Below are 18,849 nucleotides of genomic sequence, written 5' to 3'. Positions count from 1 at the left end.
GTATGTCCCCGCCGGGGCCCGCGCCGCTGTGCCGCTACGGCTTCTCGGCCGAGTGGAGCGCGCTCACCTCCTGCTCGGTGAGCGCCTTGTCGTAGGCGTGGACCTCGTCGACCGCGCCGTTCCAGAAGTCGGTGGCGTTGCCGCCCCACTGGGCGCGGCCGACGGCGAGGGCGCCGGTGCTGGGGTAGGCCGCGCCGCCGGTGGCGGTCGCCGCTCGCTTGCCGTCGACGTAGAGCGTGATCGTGTTGTCGGCACCGTCGCGGACGCCGGCCAGGTGGTACCAACGGCCTTTCTCGGGGGTGGTGACCAGACGGGCGCGGGCCTCACCCGGAGTGCTGAAGGCGAACGCGCCCTGCCCGTACTGGAGGTAGAAGGGGCTGGCCTGGCGCCGGGTGTCCTGGCTGACCGCGGTGGCGTAGTTGCCGGGCAGTTCGTCCAGGCGTACCCACGCGGACACGGTGTAGCTTCCGGTGGTGTCGAGCACCGGTCCGTCGGTCTGCGCGTACTGTCCCAGACCGTTGAACTTCAGCGCGCTGCCACTGACGCCGGGCGTCCAGGTGGTGCCGTCGCTGAGGGTGAGGGCCCTGACGTTCGGGCCGTCGTCCTTCGCGGTGGTCCCGGTGCCCTCGTCGAGGGCCCAGTGCCCGCCGCCCTTGAGCGGAAGCCGCTCGCCCGCGGCGGCGCCGGCGGCGATGATCCTGCGGTTGATCTCACGGACCCGGACCGGGTCGACCTTGATCTCCCGGCGGTCGTAGGTGTAGAGGCCGTTGAGCTCGTTCTCCAGGTCGGAGATCTGGGTGTACACCGAGCCGGACAGCTCGGCGGCGGCCTGGTCGAGGTAGAACTTCTCGGTGTTCTCGACGTACTTGCGGGTCAGCGCCTCCTTGTCCTCGACCCCGCTGTAGATCACGGTCGGGGTGCCGGGCCACATGTGCCCGGGGGTGCGCAGGGTGAAGCCGCCGTGTTCACCGTCCATCGCCGCCCGCTCGGCGTCGGGGAAGGGCGGGTCCTCGTTGTTGTAGTCGTGGTGGTCGATGATGTCGCCCTTGCCCGAGTCGCCCTTGCTGTTGCAGCAGTTGACACCGCTGTGGGCGTTGACGACACGGGACGGGTCGGCTTCCTTCACCGCCTCGGTGATCTTGCCGGTCTCCGTGCGGTCCCACTCCCCCCAGCCCTCGTTGAAGACGATCCAGCCGATCACGGACGGCGCGTTGTGGTGCTCGCGCATCATCTCCCGGCCCTGTTCGACGAAGGCCTTCCGTCCGGTCTCGTTGGTGAGGTTGCCGGAGACGAAGTCCTGCCAGACCAGCAGGCCGAGCCGGTCCGCGTGGTAGAACCAGCGCGCCGGCTCCACCTTGATGTGCTTGCGCACCGCGTTGAAGCCGAGTTCCTTGTGCGCCTTCAGGTCGAACGCGAGGGCCTCGTCGCTGGGCGCGGTGTACAGCCCGTCGGGCCAGAAGCCCTGGTCGAGAGTGGCGAGGGAGAAGACGGGCTTGCCGTTGAGCACGAGCTTCTGGAAGCCGCCGACCTTCGCGATGCCGATCTCGCGCATGCCGAAGTAGCTGCCGACCCTGTCCTTCGACCTGCCGTCGGTGAGCTTGACGTCGAGGTCGTACAGGTAGGGGTCGTCCGGACTCCACAGGTGCTGATTCGCCACCGGCAACCGCAGCTGCTTGTTGGCGGGCCCGCTCACCCTGCCGACGATCTTGCCGCGCTTGTCTCGGGCGACGGCCTCGACCCGGGCTCCGGCGGACGCCTTGGCCGACTGGACGGTCACGGCGAGGCTGCTCGTGTCGATGTCCGGCGTGGAGACAACGTTGTCGATCGCGGCGTCGGCGACCGGCTCCATCCAGACGGTCTGCCAGATGCCCGAGGACTGGGTGTAGAAGATGCCGCCCGGGCTGGTGGACTGCTTGCCCGTCGGCTGGTCGGCGCCGCCGGTGTCGGTGACCGCGACGACGACCTCCTGCGGGCCGCTGCCCTTGAGCGCGTCGGTGATGTCGGCGCTGAAGGCGTCGTAGCCGCCGGTGTGTTCGGCGACCTTGGTGCCGTTGACGAAGACACGGGCCCGGTAGTCGACGGCGCCGAAGTTCAGCTTCAGCCGGTTGCCCCTGCCGACCTTCCAGTCCTTGGGAACGTTCACCAGCTTGCGGTAGAACATGTGGTCCTCGTGCCGCTCCAGTCCGGAGAGCTGCGACTCCACCGGGTACGGCACCACGATCTTCTCGTCGAGATCCTTGCCGAACACGGGCTGTTCGCCCGCCTCGGCGCCGCTGAACTGCCAAGGGCCGTTGAGGTTCTTCCACCGGGAGCGCACCTGCTGCGGGCGCGGGTACTCCGGCAGCGGGTGGCTCTTGTCGACCTTGTCGCCCCACGCGGTGGTGAGCCGGTGCGTGGAGGCGTTCTCGGCGTAACGGATGATCTTCGGCACGGTCTCGCCGCCGGATGTCAGTCCGCCCTCGCCGTCGTAGGAGACCCGTACCTGCTGGTTCTTCTGAATGGGTTCGGCGAGCGTCACGAGCAGGGAGTTGCGGTCGTCAGGGGCGACGGTGACCGACTTCAGGGGCATGGCCGTGGTGTCGGCTTCGACCTTCAGGTGGTCCTTGACCGCCTGCAGGTCGCCGACCCGGCCCTCGAACCTGGCGCGCAGCCGTCGTCCGTCAGCCGCCACGGACAGCTCCACCGGATAGACCTCGAAGCCGGCCGGCGGGGTGAACGCCGACATCGGTACGAGCTGCTTGGACAGGCCGGGCCCGGACCAGCGCAGGTGCATGTTGGAGCCGCCTGAGTCCTGGAACAGCTCCAGGCGGAAGTCGTGCTTCTCCCCGGCGTTCAGCCGGATCGCGGCACTGGTCTGCTCTCTGTCCCAGTCCGGCTCCCAGTGGTCGATGACCGGCTCGCCGTCGATGAAGAGCCGGAAGCCGTTGTCGCCGATCGCGTAGAAGGTGTAGTCGCCGGTCGCCGGTGCCTCGATCTGCCCGGTCCAACGGGCCGTCGTGTGCTCCGTCCTCCCGGTCAGCTCCTGGAAGGTGCTGGTCAGACCGGAGAAGTTGATCTGCGGCTCCAGCAGCGTGCCGCCGAGTTCGACGAAGTCCCGCGCTCCCGGGGCCGACATGCTGAAGTACTCGCCCTTCAGGCCGTGCACCTCGACGTCGGCTGCCTCGGCGGGGATTGCTGACGCACTGCCCATCGGTTCTGCCGCCGATGCGGTGGTGGCCGGTCCGCTTGTGGGGACCAGGAGAGCGGCCACCGCAAGCAGCGCCCACAGTTCCGCACGGGGGCGGATGTGTTGTCTTGTCATCGAACCTTCCTCGCACAGGCGCCGCGGACCAGGACCGGTCGTCGGAAGAACCGGGTCGCAGAAGACGACGAAGGACCGATACGGATGCGGCGGAGTAGTTCTTGCAACGTTGGAAAACTTGCGACAGTCGAAATGACAGCACGGCCCTCGACAGTTGTCCAGACCTCCCGCACCACTGTGGCAGCCGCTCACAGCGGACGCCTGGGGGGTGGCCTTGCGGCATGCGCCTCGCCATGGCTTTGGCGTGTCCGTCGCTCATCAGCCGTACGTCCGCGGGCGGTTACTGGCGCGCCGACGGGACGCCGAGGTGACCGGGGACCTACTTCGCCGAATCACGGGCTTTGCGGCAATGGCCGCCGTGCGGCGCTCTCGCCTCTTCACTGTTCCCACGGATCACGCGGAACGATGAGCCGCGAACCACAGACCCGAGCGTGCTCCCGGTCCGATGCCTGCGTGTGTGACCGGTTGCGGCATCGCCGTGTGGGCAAGCGTTCTCGACGTGCGCAGCGCCGCCTGGGTGAGCCGTCTGCCTTTTCGGCGGCGATGTCGCACTTCACCCAGGCAGCACTTCCGACTCCGACGCGTGCGGGCACGAGGGTTGTGGTCCGGGCAGCCGCCCGGTGCCCTCGCGGGCCTCACGGCCCGGAGGTCACAGGAAACGCCACAGGTGGTCGTCGGTTCCGTTGTCGTCGAACTGGACGACCTGTGCGCTGTTGGCGGTCGACATGCCGTCGACGCCGAGGACCTTGCCGCTGTTGCCGTTGCGGATCAGATACCAGCCTTCGCCCCGGTCCACGAGCTGCCAGGCATGGTCGCTGGTGCCCGAGTTGTCGAACTGCACGACCCGAGCACTGTTCTCCAGGGACATGCCGTCGACGGCGAGCACCTTGCCGCTGTGCTTGTTCCGGATCCGCCGGAAGGGCGGTTCGGGCGTCCAAGGCCGCCCGTCGGGTGAGGCAGTCGGGAAGGCGGTGATACGCAGCCGTGCCGCACCCATGGGGACGAGGGTGACGGTCTCGTCCCCATGGGTGCCGCTGCGCGCGGGGTGGGCTGGAGGGGTGCGACGACTCGCTCGTCGTCCGCGATCCACTCCTCGATGCGGCGGGCCTCGGTGGTGATGCGGACCGGGACCGTGTCATGGGTGAAGGGGTTGTCGGGGACGGGTCCGGCGTCACGCGTCAGGGTCAGGCGGGGCGAGGGAGTCAGGCCGTAGTTCCATGGTGAGGTCGCGTGTACTTCGTACTCGGTGAAGGTGTCGCTGTCCGCGTAGCGCTCGTACCGTTCACCGATCTTCAGGGAGTAGGTGAGGGGTCCGTGCTGGACGCTCACGGCATCGTGTTGGTCGGGCCAACGACGTAGTGCGGTCCGCTGGGGCAGGCGCAGGCTTACCCTGTCCCCGTCGCGCCAGGTCCGGTCCACGGTGGCCCATGCGGGGCCGCTCGCTGCGGACACCGCCTGGCCATTGACTCGGAGATCGGGCCCGTCGCACCAGCCGGGCACGCGCAGTCGCAGCGGGAAACGGACCGGGCGCGGCGTGGACAGAGTCAGGGTGACGGTCTCGGTGAAGGGGTAGCCGGTGTCCTCCGTCACGGTCACCGTGGTGCCTTGGGCGACCTGCGCGCGCACCCGGCTGGGGGCGTACATCGCCGCGGCCAGTCCGCCGTCCGGGGTGGCCAGCCAAAGCTCCTCGTTGAAGTACGGCCAGCCCATACCGTAGTTGTGCGGACAGCAGCGGTACTGGTCGACGCCGGGGTGGAAAGCCTGCATCGCGAAGCCGTTCTGGAACTGCCCCTGTGTCTTGGGCTGGTTGTCCAGGTCGACGCTGTTGGCGCTGGTGATGTAGTGGATGGCCTTGCCCTGCGGGTCCAGGGAGGCGGGCAGCATGTTGAAGGCCAGATCCTCGCAGCGGTCCGCCCACACCGGGTCACCGGTGATCCTGGTGAGCAGTTCGTGGCTGGCCATGAACTCCACGATGCCGCAGGTCTCGAAGCCCTGCCGAGGGTCGGTGAAACCAGGCCGGTAATTCTCGTCACCGGCCATGCCGCCGCCCGGGAACTGCCCGTAAACCTTCATGACCCTCTCGTAGGCGCGGTAGGCGGCTCGGGTCAGCTCCGCGTCACCGGTCACCTGCGCGTACTGGGCGGGTTCGCGGAACCCATGGGCGGTTCGACTCTCCCGGCTGTAACTGCCCACAGCCTATCGCTGACAGTGGTGCGATGATCTTCACGCACGAGCACAGCTGAACGGCCGGCTGGCCACACCCGGCGGCCGACGCACTTGAGATTCTCCAACGATGTCACCGAGGACGCGTGCAGGGCCGCGGAGAAGCCCTGGGGTGCTCGACCGGTCACGGACCCGCGCTCCGGCTGGCGGCGACGCCTCTTGCGTACCCCACGCCACCTGACGCGCTCCGGCCTGCCTGCCATGGCGCGCTCGCCTCGGCCACCACTCACACCGAGTAACGCCTGTCGTTCGTCAGTCGATCCGTCGCAACCGGACCAGTGCGCTCGCGCAGTCACCTGACGGCAGTTGAGGTATCGGCAGCCCATAGGCTGCCAAGGTCTGGCCTGTCCACAGTGCACCGGTGTCCTCGTCCTGGTAACGGCCGTGCGGATGCAGACCGCGCAGCCGCAGCGGTGGATGCCCGGGCCCGAAAGCAGCGGTAGGGCGCCACACCAGCACCACCACCCGATCGGCGCCGGCGCTCGTGTACTCAACGGCCGACAAAGCCCTTTCCCCAGGAGCAAGCAACCTGTACTGACGACCGTGTTGCACCACCGGACGGATCTCTTTGTACACCGCGACCAGGCGAGCCGCCTCGGTCAACTCCTGCGCTGTCCATCGCGTAAGGTCGCCGCCGATGCCCAGGACTCCCGCCATGGCCGAGTGGAAGCGAAAGGAGAGGGGGGCGACGCGCCCAGTCAGCGGGTTGGGGCTGTCGGTCACCCAGGCCGACATCACTCCCGCCGGGTGGATCTGCCCGAAGCCGTGCTGAATGGTCAGCCGGTCCACCGCGTCGGTGTTGTCCGAGGTCCACACCTGGTCGCTGCGGCCGATGATGCCCAGGTCGATGCGCCCTCCCCCGCCCGCGCAACCTTCCACACGCAGGCGCGGGAACCTCTCCCGCAGCCGATCCAGCACCCGGTACAGACCCTTGCCGTGTTCCACGTAGACCTTGCGAGCATCCTGACCACCCACGTGGACGCCAGCTTCGGTGAAGGAGCGGTTGAAGTCCCACTTGAGGAAGTCGACGTCATTGTCGCCGACCAAATCGCACAGCCATCCGTACGCCCAGTCGATCACCTCGGGCCGGGAGAAATCCAGAACGAGCTGGTGCCGCAATTCCGTCGGGGACCGGTCCGGCAGGTGCAGCGCCCAGTCGGGATGAGCGCGGTACAGGTCGCTGTCGGCGTTGACCATCTCCGGTTCCACCCACACGCCGAACGCCATGCCCAGGCCGTGCACCTCGTCGGACAGCGGGCGCAGACCTCGCGGGAAGCGGCGCCGGTGCGGCCTCCAGTCGCCCAGGCCGGCGCAGTCATCGTCCCGGGCGCCGAACCAGCCGTCGTCGACCACGAACAGCTCCACTCCCAAGCGGGCCGCGCGCCGCGCCAGCGCCAGTTGGTTCTCCTCGCTGACCTCGAAGGAGGTGGCCTCCCAGGAGTTGTAGAGGACTGGCCGGAGTTCGTCCGGATGTGGCAGCACATGCCGGCGCACATAGGTGTGGAAGTCACGGCTGGCGCCGCCGAAGCCGTCCGGACTGTACACCGCCACGCTGATCGGCGTGGTGTACCGCCCTCCGGGAGGCAGGCTGAGTTCCACACCCTCGTGCCCTTCGGATGCCACGACACCCACGCGCCCGGCCGCGGTGCGCTGAACCGTGAGGCGCCAGCTGCCACTCGCGGCCAGGGCCATGGCCCACACCTCTCCGCTCTCCTCGGTGGCATCACCGGCGTCGAGCATGACCCAGGGGCCGGCGTGGTGACCGGTGTGTCCGCGCCGGCTGGTCAGCGTTGTCTCCCCGAAAGGCAGGGGGCAGCGTTCCAGTTGGTTCTCTGCGGACCAGCCACCATGGACAGAGGACAGTCTCCAGTTCGCTCGCTGGGGCAGCGGCCAGTGCGCGGACGCGTCGCGACGCAGAAGCACCGGATCCGTGGCCGCCTCGTCGATGTGCGTGAGCTCCGTCCAGCGCTCGATCACGTTCCCACCGGGCCGTACCCGGTAGTGCAGTTCCCAGGCCAAGGGACGCGACCGATCTCGTTGCAGGAGGGTGATGTGCCCCTCGCCGACGACTCTCCACCCCTCCACCACGGGTTCGACCGGGCTGCTGCCGTCGGCGAACCGCACCTCGAGCGCCGGCACGCCGAACCGCGCGCCCCCCTCGACCGGGTACTCCTCCACCCCGTCCGAACGCCCGGCGAAGCTGTTGTCGTGGTCGGCCCACACCGGCAGCGCCGCAGCGTCGGCCAAGGGAACAGGCGCGCCCCAGTGAACGTGTCGCACGGTTCCTTCGACGCCGTCCATGCGCAGGACGTAACACCAGGTGCCGGTGCTCAAGACCACGGTGCCACTGGGTTCGTCGATCTCCACCGCCCCATGGTGGAACCGTGTGGCCATTCGGGCAAACATGAGGAAACTCCGTGATGAAGAGGGGGGACAACGCAATTGTCGGATCGTGACCGCAGGGTCAGGCCTGCTCCGCCGGCCGATCGTCACGGAGGACGACCACTCCCCCAGCGGGGACCTTCGTGTGGGAGCCGTGGCTCGCGGAGCCGATGAGCCCGACTCCACCGACAGGTACCTCGACGTCTTCGTCGGTGTGATTGATGAGAAAGAGAAAGGAGCCGGCAGAGCCGGTTCGGCGCACCGCCTCGATTCCGTCGGGGACGTCCGCGACGGAGCGGAGTCCTGCTGTGCCGGCGACCTGCCGCATCACTTCCCGCAAGGTGTGCACGGAGGCATGGGTGGCCACGTACCAGCCGGTTCCCGCACCGTAGTGGTGCCGGGTGATGGCCGGGCCGCCCCGAGCCGGGCCTCCTTCGGGGGCGTCCGTGAAGCACACCGTCGGAGTGCAGCCCTCCGGCTCGATGCGTTCGGCCCACTGCTGCGCGGCGTTGCCGTCGCTCAGCCGGATCGTGTCACCCGGGCGGAGGGGCAGGTACTCGTCGACGCGAAGTCCGAGCACCTCACGCAGCGCACCCGGATATCCGCCCAGGCGCACCTGGTCGTTGGCGTCCACCACCCCGCTGAAGCAGCCGACAGCGAGATGCCCGCCCTCGCGGACATACCGGCTGAGCGCGTCGGCGTGCTCGTCGGCGAGGAGATACAGGTTGGGGGCGAGAACCGCCTTGTAGGGGGTCAGGTCCTGCCCCGGGGAGATGACATCGCAGGTGATGTTCAACGTCCACAGTGCCTCGTACCAGTCCCGGACCAGGTCGAGGTAGCGCATGCGGGCGGAGGGGCGGGCCTGCAGTTCCAGCGCCCACCAGTTGTTCCAGTCGAAGAGCAGTGCGACGTCAGCCTCAACGTGGGCTCCCGTCACGTCGGCGAGGCCCGCCAGCTCCGCTCCCAGCGCCCGTACCTCGCGCCAGATCCGGGTGTCGGTGCCGCCGTGCGGCAGCATGGCGGAGTGCCACTTCTCGGCTCCCGCACGTGACTGTCTCCACTGGAAGAACATGATGCCGTCCGCGCCTCGGGCCAGGTGCGCCAGGCTGTTGCGTCGCATCTCCCCGGGCCGTTTGGCGACGTTTACGGGTTGCCAGTTCACGGCAGAGGTCGAGTGTTCCATGAGCAGCCAGGGTCGGCCGGCGGTCATGCCCCGCGTCATGTCCGCGTTCAGGGCGAGGTCGATGTGCCCGTTCGGGTCTGCGGCGGGGAGGTAGTGATCGACCGAGACGAGGTCGCACTCGGGGGCGAAGGCGTAGGCGTCGACCTTCTTCTCCAGCGTCCCCAGATGATTGGTCGTCAGGGGTACGCCGGGGGCGAAGCGGCGCAGCAAAGCCGCCTCGGCCCGGTGGCGGTCCAGCAGGGCGTCGGAGGAGAAGCGGTAGTAGTCCAGCTCTTGACCCGGGTTGCGGAAGGCTGTCGTGTCCCGCGGGGGGTCGATCTCCTCCCAGTCGCCGTACCGCTGGCCCCAGAAGTCCGTGCCCCACGCCTCGTTGAGGTTCTGCAGGGTGCTGTATCTCTTGCCCAGCCACGTCCTGAAGGCCCTCGCGCTGACGTCGCAGTAACACAGGGCGTTGTGGTTGCCCCACTCGTTGTGGACGTGCCACATGACCAGGGCGGGGTGGTGGCCGTAGCGTGCCGCCATCTGGGCGACGAGGGCGTCGGCGGCTTCGGCGTAGGCCGGGTGGCTGGGGCAGAAGACCTGGCGGCTGCCATGGGACAGGCGGGTGCCCGAAGCCGTCACCGGCCTCGCGTCGGGGTGCTGCCGGGTGAACCAGGGAGGTGGGGCGGCCGTCGCGGTGGCGAGGTCCACCGCGATGCCGTTGTCGTACAGCAGGTCAAGGACCTCGTCGAGCAGGCTCCAGTCGTAGGCGCCGGGCCGGGGCTGGATGCGGGACCAGGAGAACACGCCCACGGTGACCAGGTTCACGCCGGCCTCGCGCATCAGGCGCACGTCCTCGTGCCAGACCTCAGGCGGCCATTGCTCGGGGTTGTAATCACCGCCGTAGGCGATGCCCCCGAGGCGCTTGTCGAGTTCGGTCAGGGGGTGGTTCACGACTTCACGGCTCCGGCGGCGAGTCCGGCGCGCCAGTAGCGCTGCAGGAGGAGGAAGGTGAGGACGATGGGAACGACGGAGATGAGGGCTCCCACGATGGTGAGGGTCTGCAGCTCGGGCAAGCGGCTGGTCTGCGACTGCCAGGTGAACAGGCCGAGGGTGACCGGGTAGAGGCGGTCGTCCTGCAGCATCACCAGCGGCAGCAGGAAGTTGTTCCAGATGACCACGAACTGGAAAAGGAAGATGGTCACCAGCGCCGGTGCCATCAACCGCAGCGCGATGGTGCGGAAGATGCGGAATTCGCTCGCTCCGTCCATGCGCGCGGCCTCCATCACCTCGTCCGGCACGGATGCGGCGGCGAAGATGCGGGACAGATAGACGCCGAACGGGCTGACGATGCTGGGCAGGAAGACCGACCAGAAGGTATTCGTGGCATTGACCTGCGCGAACAGCAGGAACAGGGGCAGGGCGAGAGCCGTCGCTGGTACGAGGACACCGCCGAGGACGATCGAGAAGAGCACTTCGCGGCCCCGGAAAGCGTATTTGGCCAGGGCGTAGCCGGCCGCGGCAGCAAGGAGGGTGGCGACGGCGGCGCCGGCTCCGGCGTACAGCAGGCTGTTGAGCAGCCAGCGGGCGAAGACGCCGTCCTGTTGTGAGAAGAGCGAGGCCAGGTTGTCGCCCAGGTGCCACTCGGCGGGCAAGAGGCCCTGGGTGCTGACGAGGTCGCTCTGGCTCTTGGTGGAGGAGATGAGCAGCCAGTAGACCGGCAGCAGCATGTAGCAGGCGACCAGGACCATGAAGGTTACGGCGACGACGGTCGACACCGTGATGCGGGGTCGGCGTCCGGCCGGTGCGGAGGTCGCGTGGGCTCCCGCGGTGCGGGTGAGGAGGCTCATGCCTGCCTCCTGGAAGTGAAGCGGAGGAAGAGGAAGGACAACAGGAAGGTGACTGCGGCCAGGATGACCGACAGGGCCGCCGCGCCGCTGTAGTCGTCGCCGGAAGCGAGTGAGTAGGCGGCGAGGTTGGGGGTGTAGGTACTGGTCACGCTCGTGGAGATGGAACGGAAGACTTGCGGCTCGGTGAAGAGCTGGAAGGTACCGATGATGGAGAACACGCCGGTGAGGACGAGGGCCGGCCGGATGATCGGGAGCTTGATGCGCAGGGCGATGGTCCAGCCGTTGGCTCCGTCCATCCGGGCGGCTTCCTCGATGTCGGAGGGAACCGCCTGCAGTGCGGCGTACAGGATCAGCATGTTGTAACCCGTGTACGTCCAGGTCACGACGTTGCCGATGGACCACAGGATGGCGCCCGGACCGAGCAGATCGACGTGCGCTCCGGCGGAGTTGAGCAGATCCACGATGGGTGACAGGCGCGGGTCGTACAGGAACGCCCACATCAGGGCTGCCACCACGCCGGGGATGCCGTATGGCACGAAGTACACCAGGCGGAAGAAGCGTTTGGCACGGGCCACCGCCGAGTCGAGCAGCAGCGCGAGGGCCAGGGCCAGCAGCAGCATCACGGGAATCTGCACCAGGGCGAAGGCGGCGACGCGCAGCACACTGTCGGTGAAGAAGGGTGCCTGGAGGATGTCGGCGTACTGCTCGAATCCGGCGAAGACTGACTGCGTGCGACCGAAGGTGCCGCCCGTGCGTTCGGTCTTGTGCAGGCTCTGCCAGAAGGCGTAGCCGACCGGCACGAGGGTGAACAGGACGAAGGGGATCAGGAACGGTGCGAGGAAAGCGTAGGGCGCGCGGGTTCGGCGCGGACGGCGGCGTGGCCCGGGGTGGACGGTGGTGGGTGTCACGGGAAGCCTTTGCAGGTGCTGATCCCTGCCGCGTGGGCGGCAGGGAAGGGCAGGGAGGACGTCCGGTCAGTCCTCGACGTCGAGGGACTGCTTGCGCAGGGATTCGACGCTTTGGGAGTTGGTCTGCTTCAGCACGTCGGCGAGGGTGCTCTTGCCGCTGATGACGCCGGCGGTGCCATCGCTGAGGTAGCGATAGGTGTCGGTCATGGTCGGGCCCCACGTGAAGTTGGTGTCCACGTTCGCGGAAGCCTGAGCGAACACGTCGAAGATCTTCTGCCCACCGTAGAAGTCGACAGGCTTCTTCAGGGCGGGCAGGTCGAGACCCGCCTTCGCGGCCGGGTAGAGCCCGCCCTCGCGGTTCAGGATTTCCAGCGCCTCGGGGTCGGTGTTCAGCCACAGGGCGAACTTGGCCGCCTCGGCCGGGTGCTTGCTCTTGCCGAGCACCGCAGTGGTAGAACCGCCCCAGTTGCCGGCCTGCTTCGATCCCGCCTGCCACTGCGGCATCGGCGCCACCGCCCACTTGCCGTCGGTGGACTTGGCGTTGTCGCGAATGGTGCTGTAGCCCCAGGCGGCGCTGATCCAGGTGACCACCTCGCCGGAGTTCCACGCCTTGTACAGTGCGGGCGAGAAGCCCTGCAGATCGGTGGCGACGAGCTTGTCATCGATCATCTTCTGCCAGTAGTCGGCGACTTGACGGCTCTGGGGCCGGTCGACGGTGACCTTCCAGGCGTCCCCCTCACGCTCGAACATGGTGGCCTTGTTCTGCCACAGCAGGCCGGTGAACCAGTTGGGGTCCGTCTGGGAGAAGTGCGTGATGTACTTGCCCGCCTGCTTCAGTTTGCGGGCCTGGTCCGCGTACTCGTCCCAGGTGGTCGGCGCCTTGAGTCCGAGCTGGTCGTAGATGTCCTTGCGGTAGAAGAGCGCCATGGGACCCGTGTCCTGCGGCACCGCCCAGACGCCGTCCTCCCCGTTGGCTCCGAATTCCACCTGTGACCAGGTCCAGTCCACGAACTTCTCCCCCGCCGCCTCCACTCCAGGACAGGAGGAGATGTCACGCAGGCCGTCCTTGAGGCGGAAGCTGGCCAGCGAGTCGTACTCGATCTGGCCGAGGTCAGGTGCCTTACCGGCCTTCAGGGCGTTGGAGAGATTTTGGTAGGTGCCCGCGTTGCCCGCAGGCGTGGTCTTGAGCTTCACCTGGATGTCGGGGTTCCGCCTGTTCCAGACGTCCACCGCTTCCTGCATGCCCGGGACCCAGGACCAGTACTGCAAGGTGACCTTGCCGGAGGACTCCTTGCAGGAGCTGTCCGCTGCCGCGTCGTCCTTGCCGCTGCCGCCCCCGCAGCCGGTGGCGGCCGCGAGAGCCAGGACCGCCGCACCGGCGATGCAGCGCCTGGCCAGAGTCGAAGTGCGATCACGCGTTGACATGAGGTTGCTCCTTGCACTCAGGGTCCGCCTCGAAAAAGCGGTGGCCGCAACCTTCACAACAAGAATCTACAGAAGTCAACAGGACCGACAACATCGGGAGACATCGAGTTCTCATCGTAACCGTCCCGACTACCGCGCCAGGACCACCGACGAGCCTTCTGACCTGGCATTTTGTCTCCGTAAAGGCTCAACTTGAGACAGAGCCTCGCCAGACGGAATCGATTACGCTACGGTGACGTACCGAAGACTGATGGAGCGGTATTCAGCGACTATGCCCGATTTAAGGGCGATTGTTCAGCCCGAAGCTCGTGCGACGAACTCCGCCTTCACCTGAACGGTGCGATGCACGCTGCGGCCGTCGAGTCGTTCCTTGAGGAGCCGGGCAGCGGCTCGGCCGACACCATCGGCGGGATAGCGGATCGTCGTGAGCTGCGGATGGACCAGAGAGGCGAAGGAGGCGTCGTCATGCCCCACCAGCGCCACATCACCCGGGATGGCGATGCCCAGCTCACGCGCCTTGTCCATGGCGCCAATCGCGATCACGTCGTTCGCGCAGAAGACCGCGTCCGGCCGGTAGCGCCGGTTCATCAACTGGGCGAAACCACCGGCTCCCGCCTCGCGGGTGTGCTCGCCACGGATCACCAGTTCCCGCGGCAGGGAGGTGCCGAACTGTCGGGCGAGCGCGCGGAGGAGCTCCAGACGCGGATCGCCACCAGTCGCGTCCCTCGGGCCGGCGATCATCGCAATGCGTCGGCGCTGCGCGGCGGTCACCCGCTCCAGCGCCTGCCTGGTCGCGGTGCGCGCGTCGGGCGTCACCAGATCGACCGGACCGAAGGGAACGTCCGCACTGACCACCACGGGAATACCGGCGTCAGTCAGGGTCTGCATGTCGCGGGGCAGCAGCCGGAAAGGCGTGATCACCACACCCGCGAAGCGCTGCTGCACCGCCTCTGCCAGCAATGCGCGCTCCTCGTCCCGGCGCGCTCGCGTGTTGCAGACGACGACATGGATGCCCATGCCCCGCAACTCCTCTTGCAAGGTGGCCGCGAGCTGGGCGAAGAACGGGTTGGCGATGTCGGGCACGATCAGCGCCACCAGGCTGGAGCGGCCCGTTCGCAACGTACGTGCAGCCGTGTTCACGGTGAAGCCGAGCTCGGCGATGGCAGCCTCGACCGCCGCCCGCGTCTCGGGCGCCACGGCTCGTTTGCCGGACAGGACGTAGGAGACCGTGGCGGAAGAGACTCCGGCCGCACGGGCGACATCTGCCATGGTGACCCGCTCAGCCACTGCTCACGCTCCCTTCGTGCGCCGTCACCCTACTTCACCTCGCACACTCCGATGGAAGCGCTTCCATGCCTCGGACACAGCGACGACGGCGATCCGTCATGGAGCGCCGGTTACCCTGCCGCGCGCCTGGGGACGACGGCCAGGATCGAACGGACCAGCTGCTGATCGCCAGACGGTGCGCACTGACGCGCGAGGTGATCGGCGTGACTCGCGCGAGAGGACCGAGCACGCGGCCGTGCCCAAGCGACGAAAGCGCGTCGGCGTGCACCACGCCGCGGAGGCGTGCACGGGAGGCGGGGAGGGCAGATCGTCAGAGGCGTCCTCGCCGAAGTCCGCTGCGGTGAACGAACCGGGCGAGAGCACCCTCGCAGCAGCGGGCCAGGGATGCATGCAAGTGCCACGTGGAGTGGTGGTCAGTCTCTGTCCGCGCAAGGCGTTCAGGAGTTGCCGGTGACGAGCGATGACGAGGCGTCGTGTCGGTTCCATGACGGTCGTTGGGTGGTGAGCAGGGCATGGGTCGCGAAGTTAACCGGGGCTTCGCCAGCGACCGTGAACCGCTGGTACGCCCAGCGCGACCGGTACCCGAAGGAGCTCCGGTTCCCGGCGGTGGCTTGCATCCTGAACCGTAGGCAGCACTACCCGCAGAAAGCTGCAGAAGTGTTCTGGGCGGCCTGGACAACACACGTCGGCACCGGGCGTCTGCACGCCACAGGACGGCGTGCGGCCGGGGAAATCAGGGAGGCGGCCGGGACCGCGCACAGCGGGACCGGGCCGTCGCCCTCGCCCTGGAGGCCCTCCAAAAGGCTGGTGAGCACCAGCGCGGCATGGCCGCCAGGCTGGCCCGCGAGCATGGCGGCCGCGACCGCAATTGGCAGCGCGCCATGACCGAAGCCAGAGGCCTGTACCACCCCCACCAGGGACGGACCAAGCGGGCGGGGGAAAACGTTGCAACCCCGGAAAGCGGACCGTAGGTGCACTGACCGCACAATGCAGATCGAGGGTGCGCCCTGCTGATTGTTGGACGGCCGGCTCCATCACTCCGGCGGCAGATGCCATCATGGCCGCCCAGGCGGTTTCGTTTGGATCAGCGGGCGGACCACATGAAGATGCCCGCGATGTGAAGTCCGGCGAGGTAGATGGTCGCGGTCTTCTCGTAGCGGGTGGCGATGCCGCGCCACTGCTTCAGGCGGTTGATGCACCGCTCGACGGTGTTGCGTCGTTTGTAGGTCTCGCGGTCGAAGGCAGGCGGGCGGCCGCCTCGGCTGCCGCGACGTGCCCGGTGGCTCCGCTGATCTGCCGGGACGGGAATCACCGCCCGAATCCAGCGCTTGCGCGTGTGATCGCGGATCGCACGGGAGGAGTACGCCTTGTCGGCCATGACCGTGTCCGGCCTGCAGGTGGACCCACTGTGATCCGGTCTGGACCTTGAGGGCGATCGCGTCGATCACCTCCCGGTGGTCCCTCCGCTGGCCACCCCGCTTCGGCGTCCGGTCCGGGAGTAACGGCTCGATCCGCGCCCACTGCGCGTCGGTCTCGGCACATCCGGACCAACGGCCGAAGGACACGGTCTGGATCGGCGCCGTTCGTCAGGTCGCCTGTCCTGTACGCAGCCGTCGCACGTCCCGTACGAGCGCATACAAGGCGCTGAGGAAGATCGCAGCTCCAGCTGCGATCCAGAGTGCCGATACTCCGGAGCGGTACTCGCGAACGGCACCGGCGAGCAGCACCGTGCTGGCAAGGACGCCGAAGGCCGAGATCACAGTACTGACGCGGTTGGTCACACGGACATCATCGCCGACGACCTCGGCCAGCGGGGGCGATCTGAACGAATCGGCCTGGTCCGCGCACTCCAGCAAGGGAGTCCGACGACAGGACTAGACGGTTAAGCACCTCCTTGCCCTGCGCCCGAACCCGTATGACACGTCAGTCCAGCGGTCGGCGCGTGAAGGCTGGTTGCTGTCCGCGCACCCCACATCGAGCGAAGCGCAGGGGTACTCCGGTGCCGAGGCCGGCGGTGATGAGGGGGGCGCGGTCTTCCCCGCCGGCGCGGGGGTGATCCGTCCGCTTTGGAGCACTGGTTCGCGGTGGTCGTGCGCCCTCCCCGCTGACGCGGGAGTGTCCCGAACGGCCGAACCTCGTACGACGACTGCGGTTTCTGCGACTCTGCCGCCCTCTTCGCCATGCCGCCCGAACCGCGGGGGGCACTTTGTCACTTGCGGAGGGTGAAAGCCGCGCCGCGGGTGTGCCGCGAGCTATGGGGGACGGCAGTCGGGTGATGTCCGCCAGCGGGCGGGGCTCCGGGGAGTCCGCGGGCACCGCTCGGGGAACGTGTGGAATGTCGTGACCCGAAGAGCAATCGCCGTGGAGGCAGAAGGCGTGGACAACGTGGACGCACCGGACAGCGGAATCCTCCTCTTCCGCAACACCATGCGCATCACCGAAGGGCATCTCGACGCCTACCGGGAAGCCACGGAGCGGGCCGTACGGTTCGTGGAGGAGCACGGTCCCCAGGTCATGGTGGAGGTGTTCATCGACGAGCAGAAGCTGCTCGCACACAGCTTCCAGATGTACCGGGACTCGGATTCCGTCCGCGCGCACTGGAAGATGTCCGAGCCGTACATCCGGGAAGTGATGAAGCACTGCCGGGTGGAACGCTTCGAGGTGTTCGGACAACCCGATTCCGAGGTGATGGCGGGCGTACGGAATTCACTCGACGACCAGGTCTCGCCCTCATTCGCGGCCCGCTTCACGGGATTCATGCGATTCGACGCGTTGCGGTCCGAGCGGTAGCGACTCCCGCCCCTGAAAAGGCGGCGACAGGGCTGCCCCGGCCGCAGGCACAGGCGCGAGTGCGGGTGCAGTGCAATGCAGTGCTGTGCAGTGTGCCCTGCTGGGCGCGGTGCGCGGCCGGGGTCCTTTCGCCTTCTTCTCCGCGATCAGCCGACGACGGTCCAGGTGTCGCCGCCGGCGAGGAGTGCGGCGAGGTCGCCCTTGCCGTTCTGCTCGACCGCGGTGTCGAGTTGGTCGGTCATCTGTGCGTCGTAGACCGGTCGCTCGACGGAGCGGAAGACGCCGATCGGGGTGTGGTGCAGGGTGTCGGGATCGGCGAGGCGGGACAGCGCGAACGCGGTGTTGAGGGAGGCCGCGTGGGCGTCGTGGACGAGGATGTCGGCTTCGTTGGCGGCGGTGACGGTGACGACCTTGAGATCGCCGGTGGCCCGGTCCCGTACGACGCCCTTGGACCGGGCGGTGCCGAAGCGGATCGGCTGTCCGTGTTCCAGCCGGATCACCGCTTCCTGCGCGGACTGCTTGTCCTCCAGGGCGTCGAAGGCGCCGTCGTTGAAGATGTTGCAGTTCTGGTAGATCTCGATCAGCGCGGTGCCCGGGTGGGCGGCGGCCTGGCGCAGCACGTCGGTGAGGTGCTTGCGGTCGGAGTCGACGGTGCGGGCGACGAAGGAGGCTTCCGCGCCCAGGGCCAGCGAGACGGGGTTGAATGGGGCGTCGAGGGAGCCCATCGGCGTCGACTTGGTGATCTTTCCGACCTCGGAGGTCGGTGAGTACTGGCCCTTGGTCAGGCCGTATATGCGGTTGTTGAACAGCAGGATCTTGAGGTTGACGTTGCGGCGCAGGGCGTGGATGAGGTGGTTGCCGCCGATGGACAGGGCGTCGCCGTCGCCGGTGACCACCCACACGGACAGGTCGCGGCGGCTGGTGGCGAGGCCGGTGGCGATGGCCGGGGCGCGGCCGTGGATGGAGTGCATCCCGTAGGTGTTCATGTAGTACGGGAAGCGGGAGGAGCAGCCGATGCCCGAGACGAAGACGATGTTCTCCCGCGCCACACGCAGCTCGGGCATGAAGCCCTGCACGGCGGCCAGGATCGCGTAGTCACCGCAGCCGGGGCACCAGCGCACCTCCTGATCCGACTTGAAGTCCTTGGCGGTGAGCTTGAGGTCAGTTGCCACGGGATGCCTCCTCCAGCGCGCGGGCCAGCTGCTCTGCCTTGAAGGGCATGCCATTGATCTGCGTGCAGGACACCACGTCGACCAGGTACTTGGCACGCAGAAGTGCCGCCAGCTGTCCCATGTTCATCTCGGGTACGACGACCCGCTCGTATCGGGCGAGAACCTCACCGAGGTTGTGAGGGAAGGGGTTGAGGTGGCGCAGGTGGGCCTGGGCGATCCGGCCGCCCTGCTTGCGGATGCGGCGCACGGCGGCGGTGATCGGTCCGTAGGTGGAGCCCCAGCCGAGGACCAGGATCCGGGCGCCGTCCGGGTCGTCGACCTCCAGGTCCGGGACGTCGATGCCGTCGAC

The 18,849-nt window shown here is 67.9% G+C and carries 10 protein-coding genes and 4 pseudogenes; 1 reads left to right on the top strand and 13 read right to left on the bottom strand.

The features are described 5' to 3' along the window. Positions 1 to 34 precede the first annotated feature (34 nt). The 11 genes and pseudogenes from ABTZ58_RS36795 to ABTZ58_RS36745 form a co-directional block, all read right to left on the bottom strand. Positions 35 to 3,301 carry a LamG-like jellyroll fold domain-containing protein gene (locus ABTZ58_RS36795; protein ID WP_351366796.1) on the bottom strand — a complete coding sequence of 1,089 codons (3,267 nt, stop codon included), beginning with the start codon at positions 3,299 to 3,301 and terminating at the stop codon, positions 35 to 37. A 652-nt stretch (positions 3,302 to 3,953) separates the two neighbouring features. Then, positions 3,954 to 5,464: pseudogene (locus ABTZ58_RS36790) on the bottom strand (beta-L-arabinofuranosidase domain-containing protein); the annotation flags it as partial. A gap of 312 nt (positions 5,465 to 5,776) precedes the next feature. Then, complete coding sequence (locus tag ABTZ58_RS36785) at positions 5,777 to 7,891, bottom strand: alpha-galactosidase (RefSeq protein WP_351366793.1); 2,115 nt, start codon at positions 7,889 to 7,891, stop codon at positions 5,777 to 5,779. A gap of 97 nt (positions 7,892 to 7,988) precedes the next feature. Then, positions 7,989 to 10,022, bottom strand: a complete 2,034-nt coding sequence (locus ABTZ58_RS36780) for a beta-galactosidase (protein ID WP_351366790.1) — start codon at positions 10,020 to 10,022, stop codon at positions 7,989 to 7,991. Then, positions 10,019 to 10,918: a carbohydrate ABC transporter permease gene (locus ABTZ58_RS36775; protein WP_351366787.1), complete on the bottom strand. Its 900-nt coding sequence runs from the start codon at positions 10,916 to 10,918 to the stop codon at positions 10,019 to 10,021. The genes ABTZ58_RS36780 and ABTZ58_RS36775 overlap by 4 nt, the downstream gene beginning before the upstream one ends. After that, positions 10,915 to 11,826: a carbohydrate ABC transporter permease gene (locus ABTZ58_RS36770; RefSeq protein WP_351366784.1), complete on the bottom strand. Its 912-nt coding sequence runs from the start codon at positions 11,824 to 11,826 to the stop codon at positions 10,915 to 10,917. The genes ABTZ58_RS36775 and ABTZ58_RS36770 overlap by 4 nt, the downstream gene beginning before the upstream one ends. A 66-nt stretch (positions 11,827 to 11,892) precedes the next feature. Continuing rightward, positions 11,893 to 13,251 carry an ABC transporter substrate-binding protein gene (locus tag ABTZ58_RS36765; RefSeq protein WP_351366781.1) on the bottom strand — a complete coding sequence of 453 codons (1,359 nt, stop codon included), beginning with the start codon at positions 13,249 to 13,251 and terminating at the stop codon, positions 11,893 to 11,895. Positions 13,252 to 13,545: 294 nt separating this feature from the next. After that, entirely contained in the window at positions 13,546 to 14,538 is a 993-nt protein-coding gene (locus ABTZ58_RS36760; RefSeq protein ID WP_351366778.1) for a LacI family DNA-binding transcriptional regulator, read from the bottom strand. Between the two features lie 1,084 nt (positions 14,539 to 15,622). Beyond that, a pseudogene (locus ABTZ58_RS36755) lies at positions 15,623 to 15,931 on the bottom strand (transposase); the annotation flags it as partial. 46 nt (positions 15,932 to 15,977) lie between these two features. Continuing rightward, positions 15,978 to 16,103, bottom strand: a pseudogene (locus tag ABTZ58_RS36750) (hypothetical protein); the annotation flags it as partial. Positions 16,104 to 16,124: 21 nt separating this feature from the next. Continuing rightward, on the bottom strand, positions 16,125 to 16,319 hold the full coding sequence (locus tag ABTZ58_RS36745) for a hypothetical protein (protein ID WP_351366775.1): 195 nt from the start codon (positions 16,317 to 16,319) through the stop codon (positions 16,125 to 16,127). Positions 16,320 to 16,878: 559 nt separating this feature from the next. Between ABTZ58_RS36745 and ABTZ58_RS36740 the strand changes: the two genes are divergently transcribed. Further along, complete coding sequence (locus ABTZ58_RS36740; protein ID WP_351366772.1) at positions 16,879 to 17,328, top strand: hypothetical protein; 450 nt, start codon at positions 16,879 to 16,881, stop codon at positions 17,326 to 17,328. 146 nt (positions 17,329 to 17,474) lie between these two features. On the opposite strand, the gene ABTZ58_RS36735 is transcribed toward ABTZ58_RS36740, so the two are convergent. Continuing rightward, complete coding sequence (locus ABTZ58_RS36735) at positions 17,475 to 18,500, bottom strand: 2-oxoacid:ferredoxin oxidoreductase subunit beta (protein ID WP_351366769.1); 1,026 nt, start codon at positions 18,498 to 18,500, stop codon at positions 17,475 to 17,477. After that, positions 18,490 to 18,849 (bottom strand): annotated as a pseudogene (locus tag ABTZ58_RS36730) (2-oxoacid:acceptor oxidoreductase subunit alpha); the annotation flags it as partial. The gene ABTZ58_RS36735 and the pseudogene ABTZ58_RS36730, both read right to left, overlap by 11 nt.

This window comes from Streptomyces sp. NPDC094143, from assembly GCF_040303825.1.
GTDB lineage: Bacteria > Actinomycetota > Actinomycetes > Streptomycetales > Streptomycetaceae > Streptomyces.
This window is presented reverse-complemented; position numbering and strand designations above follow the sequence as displayed.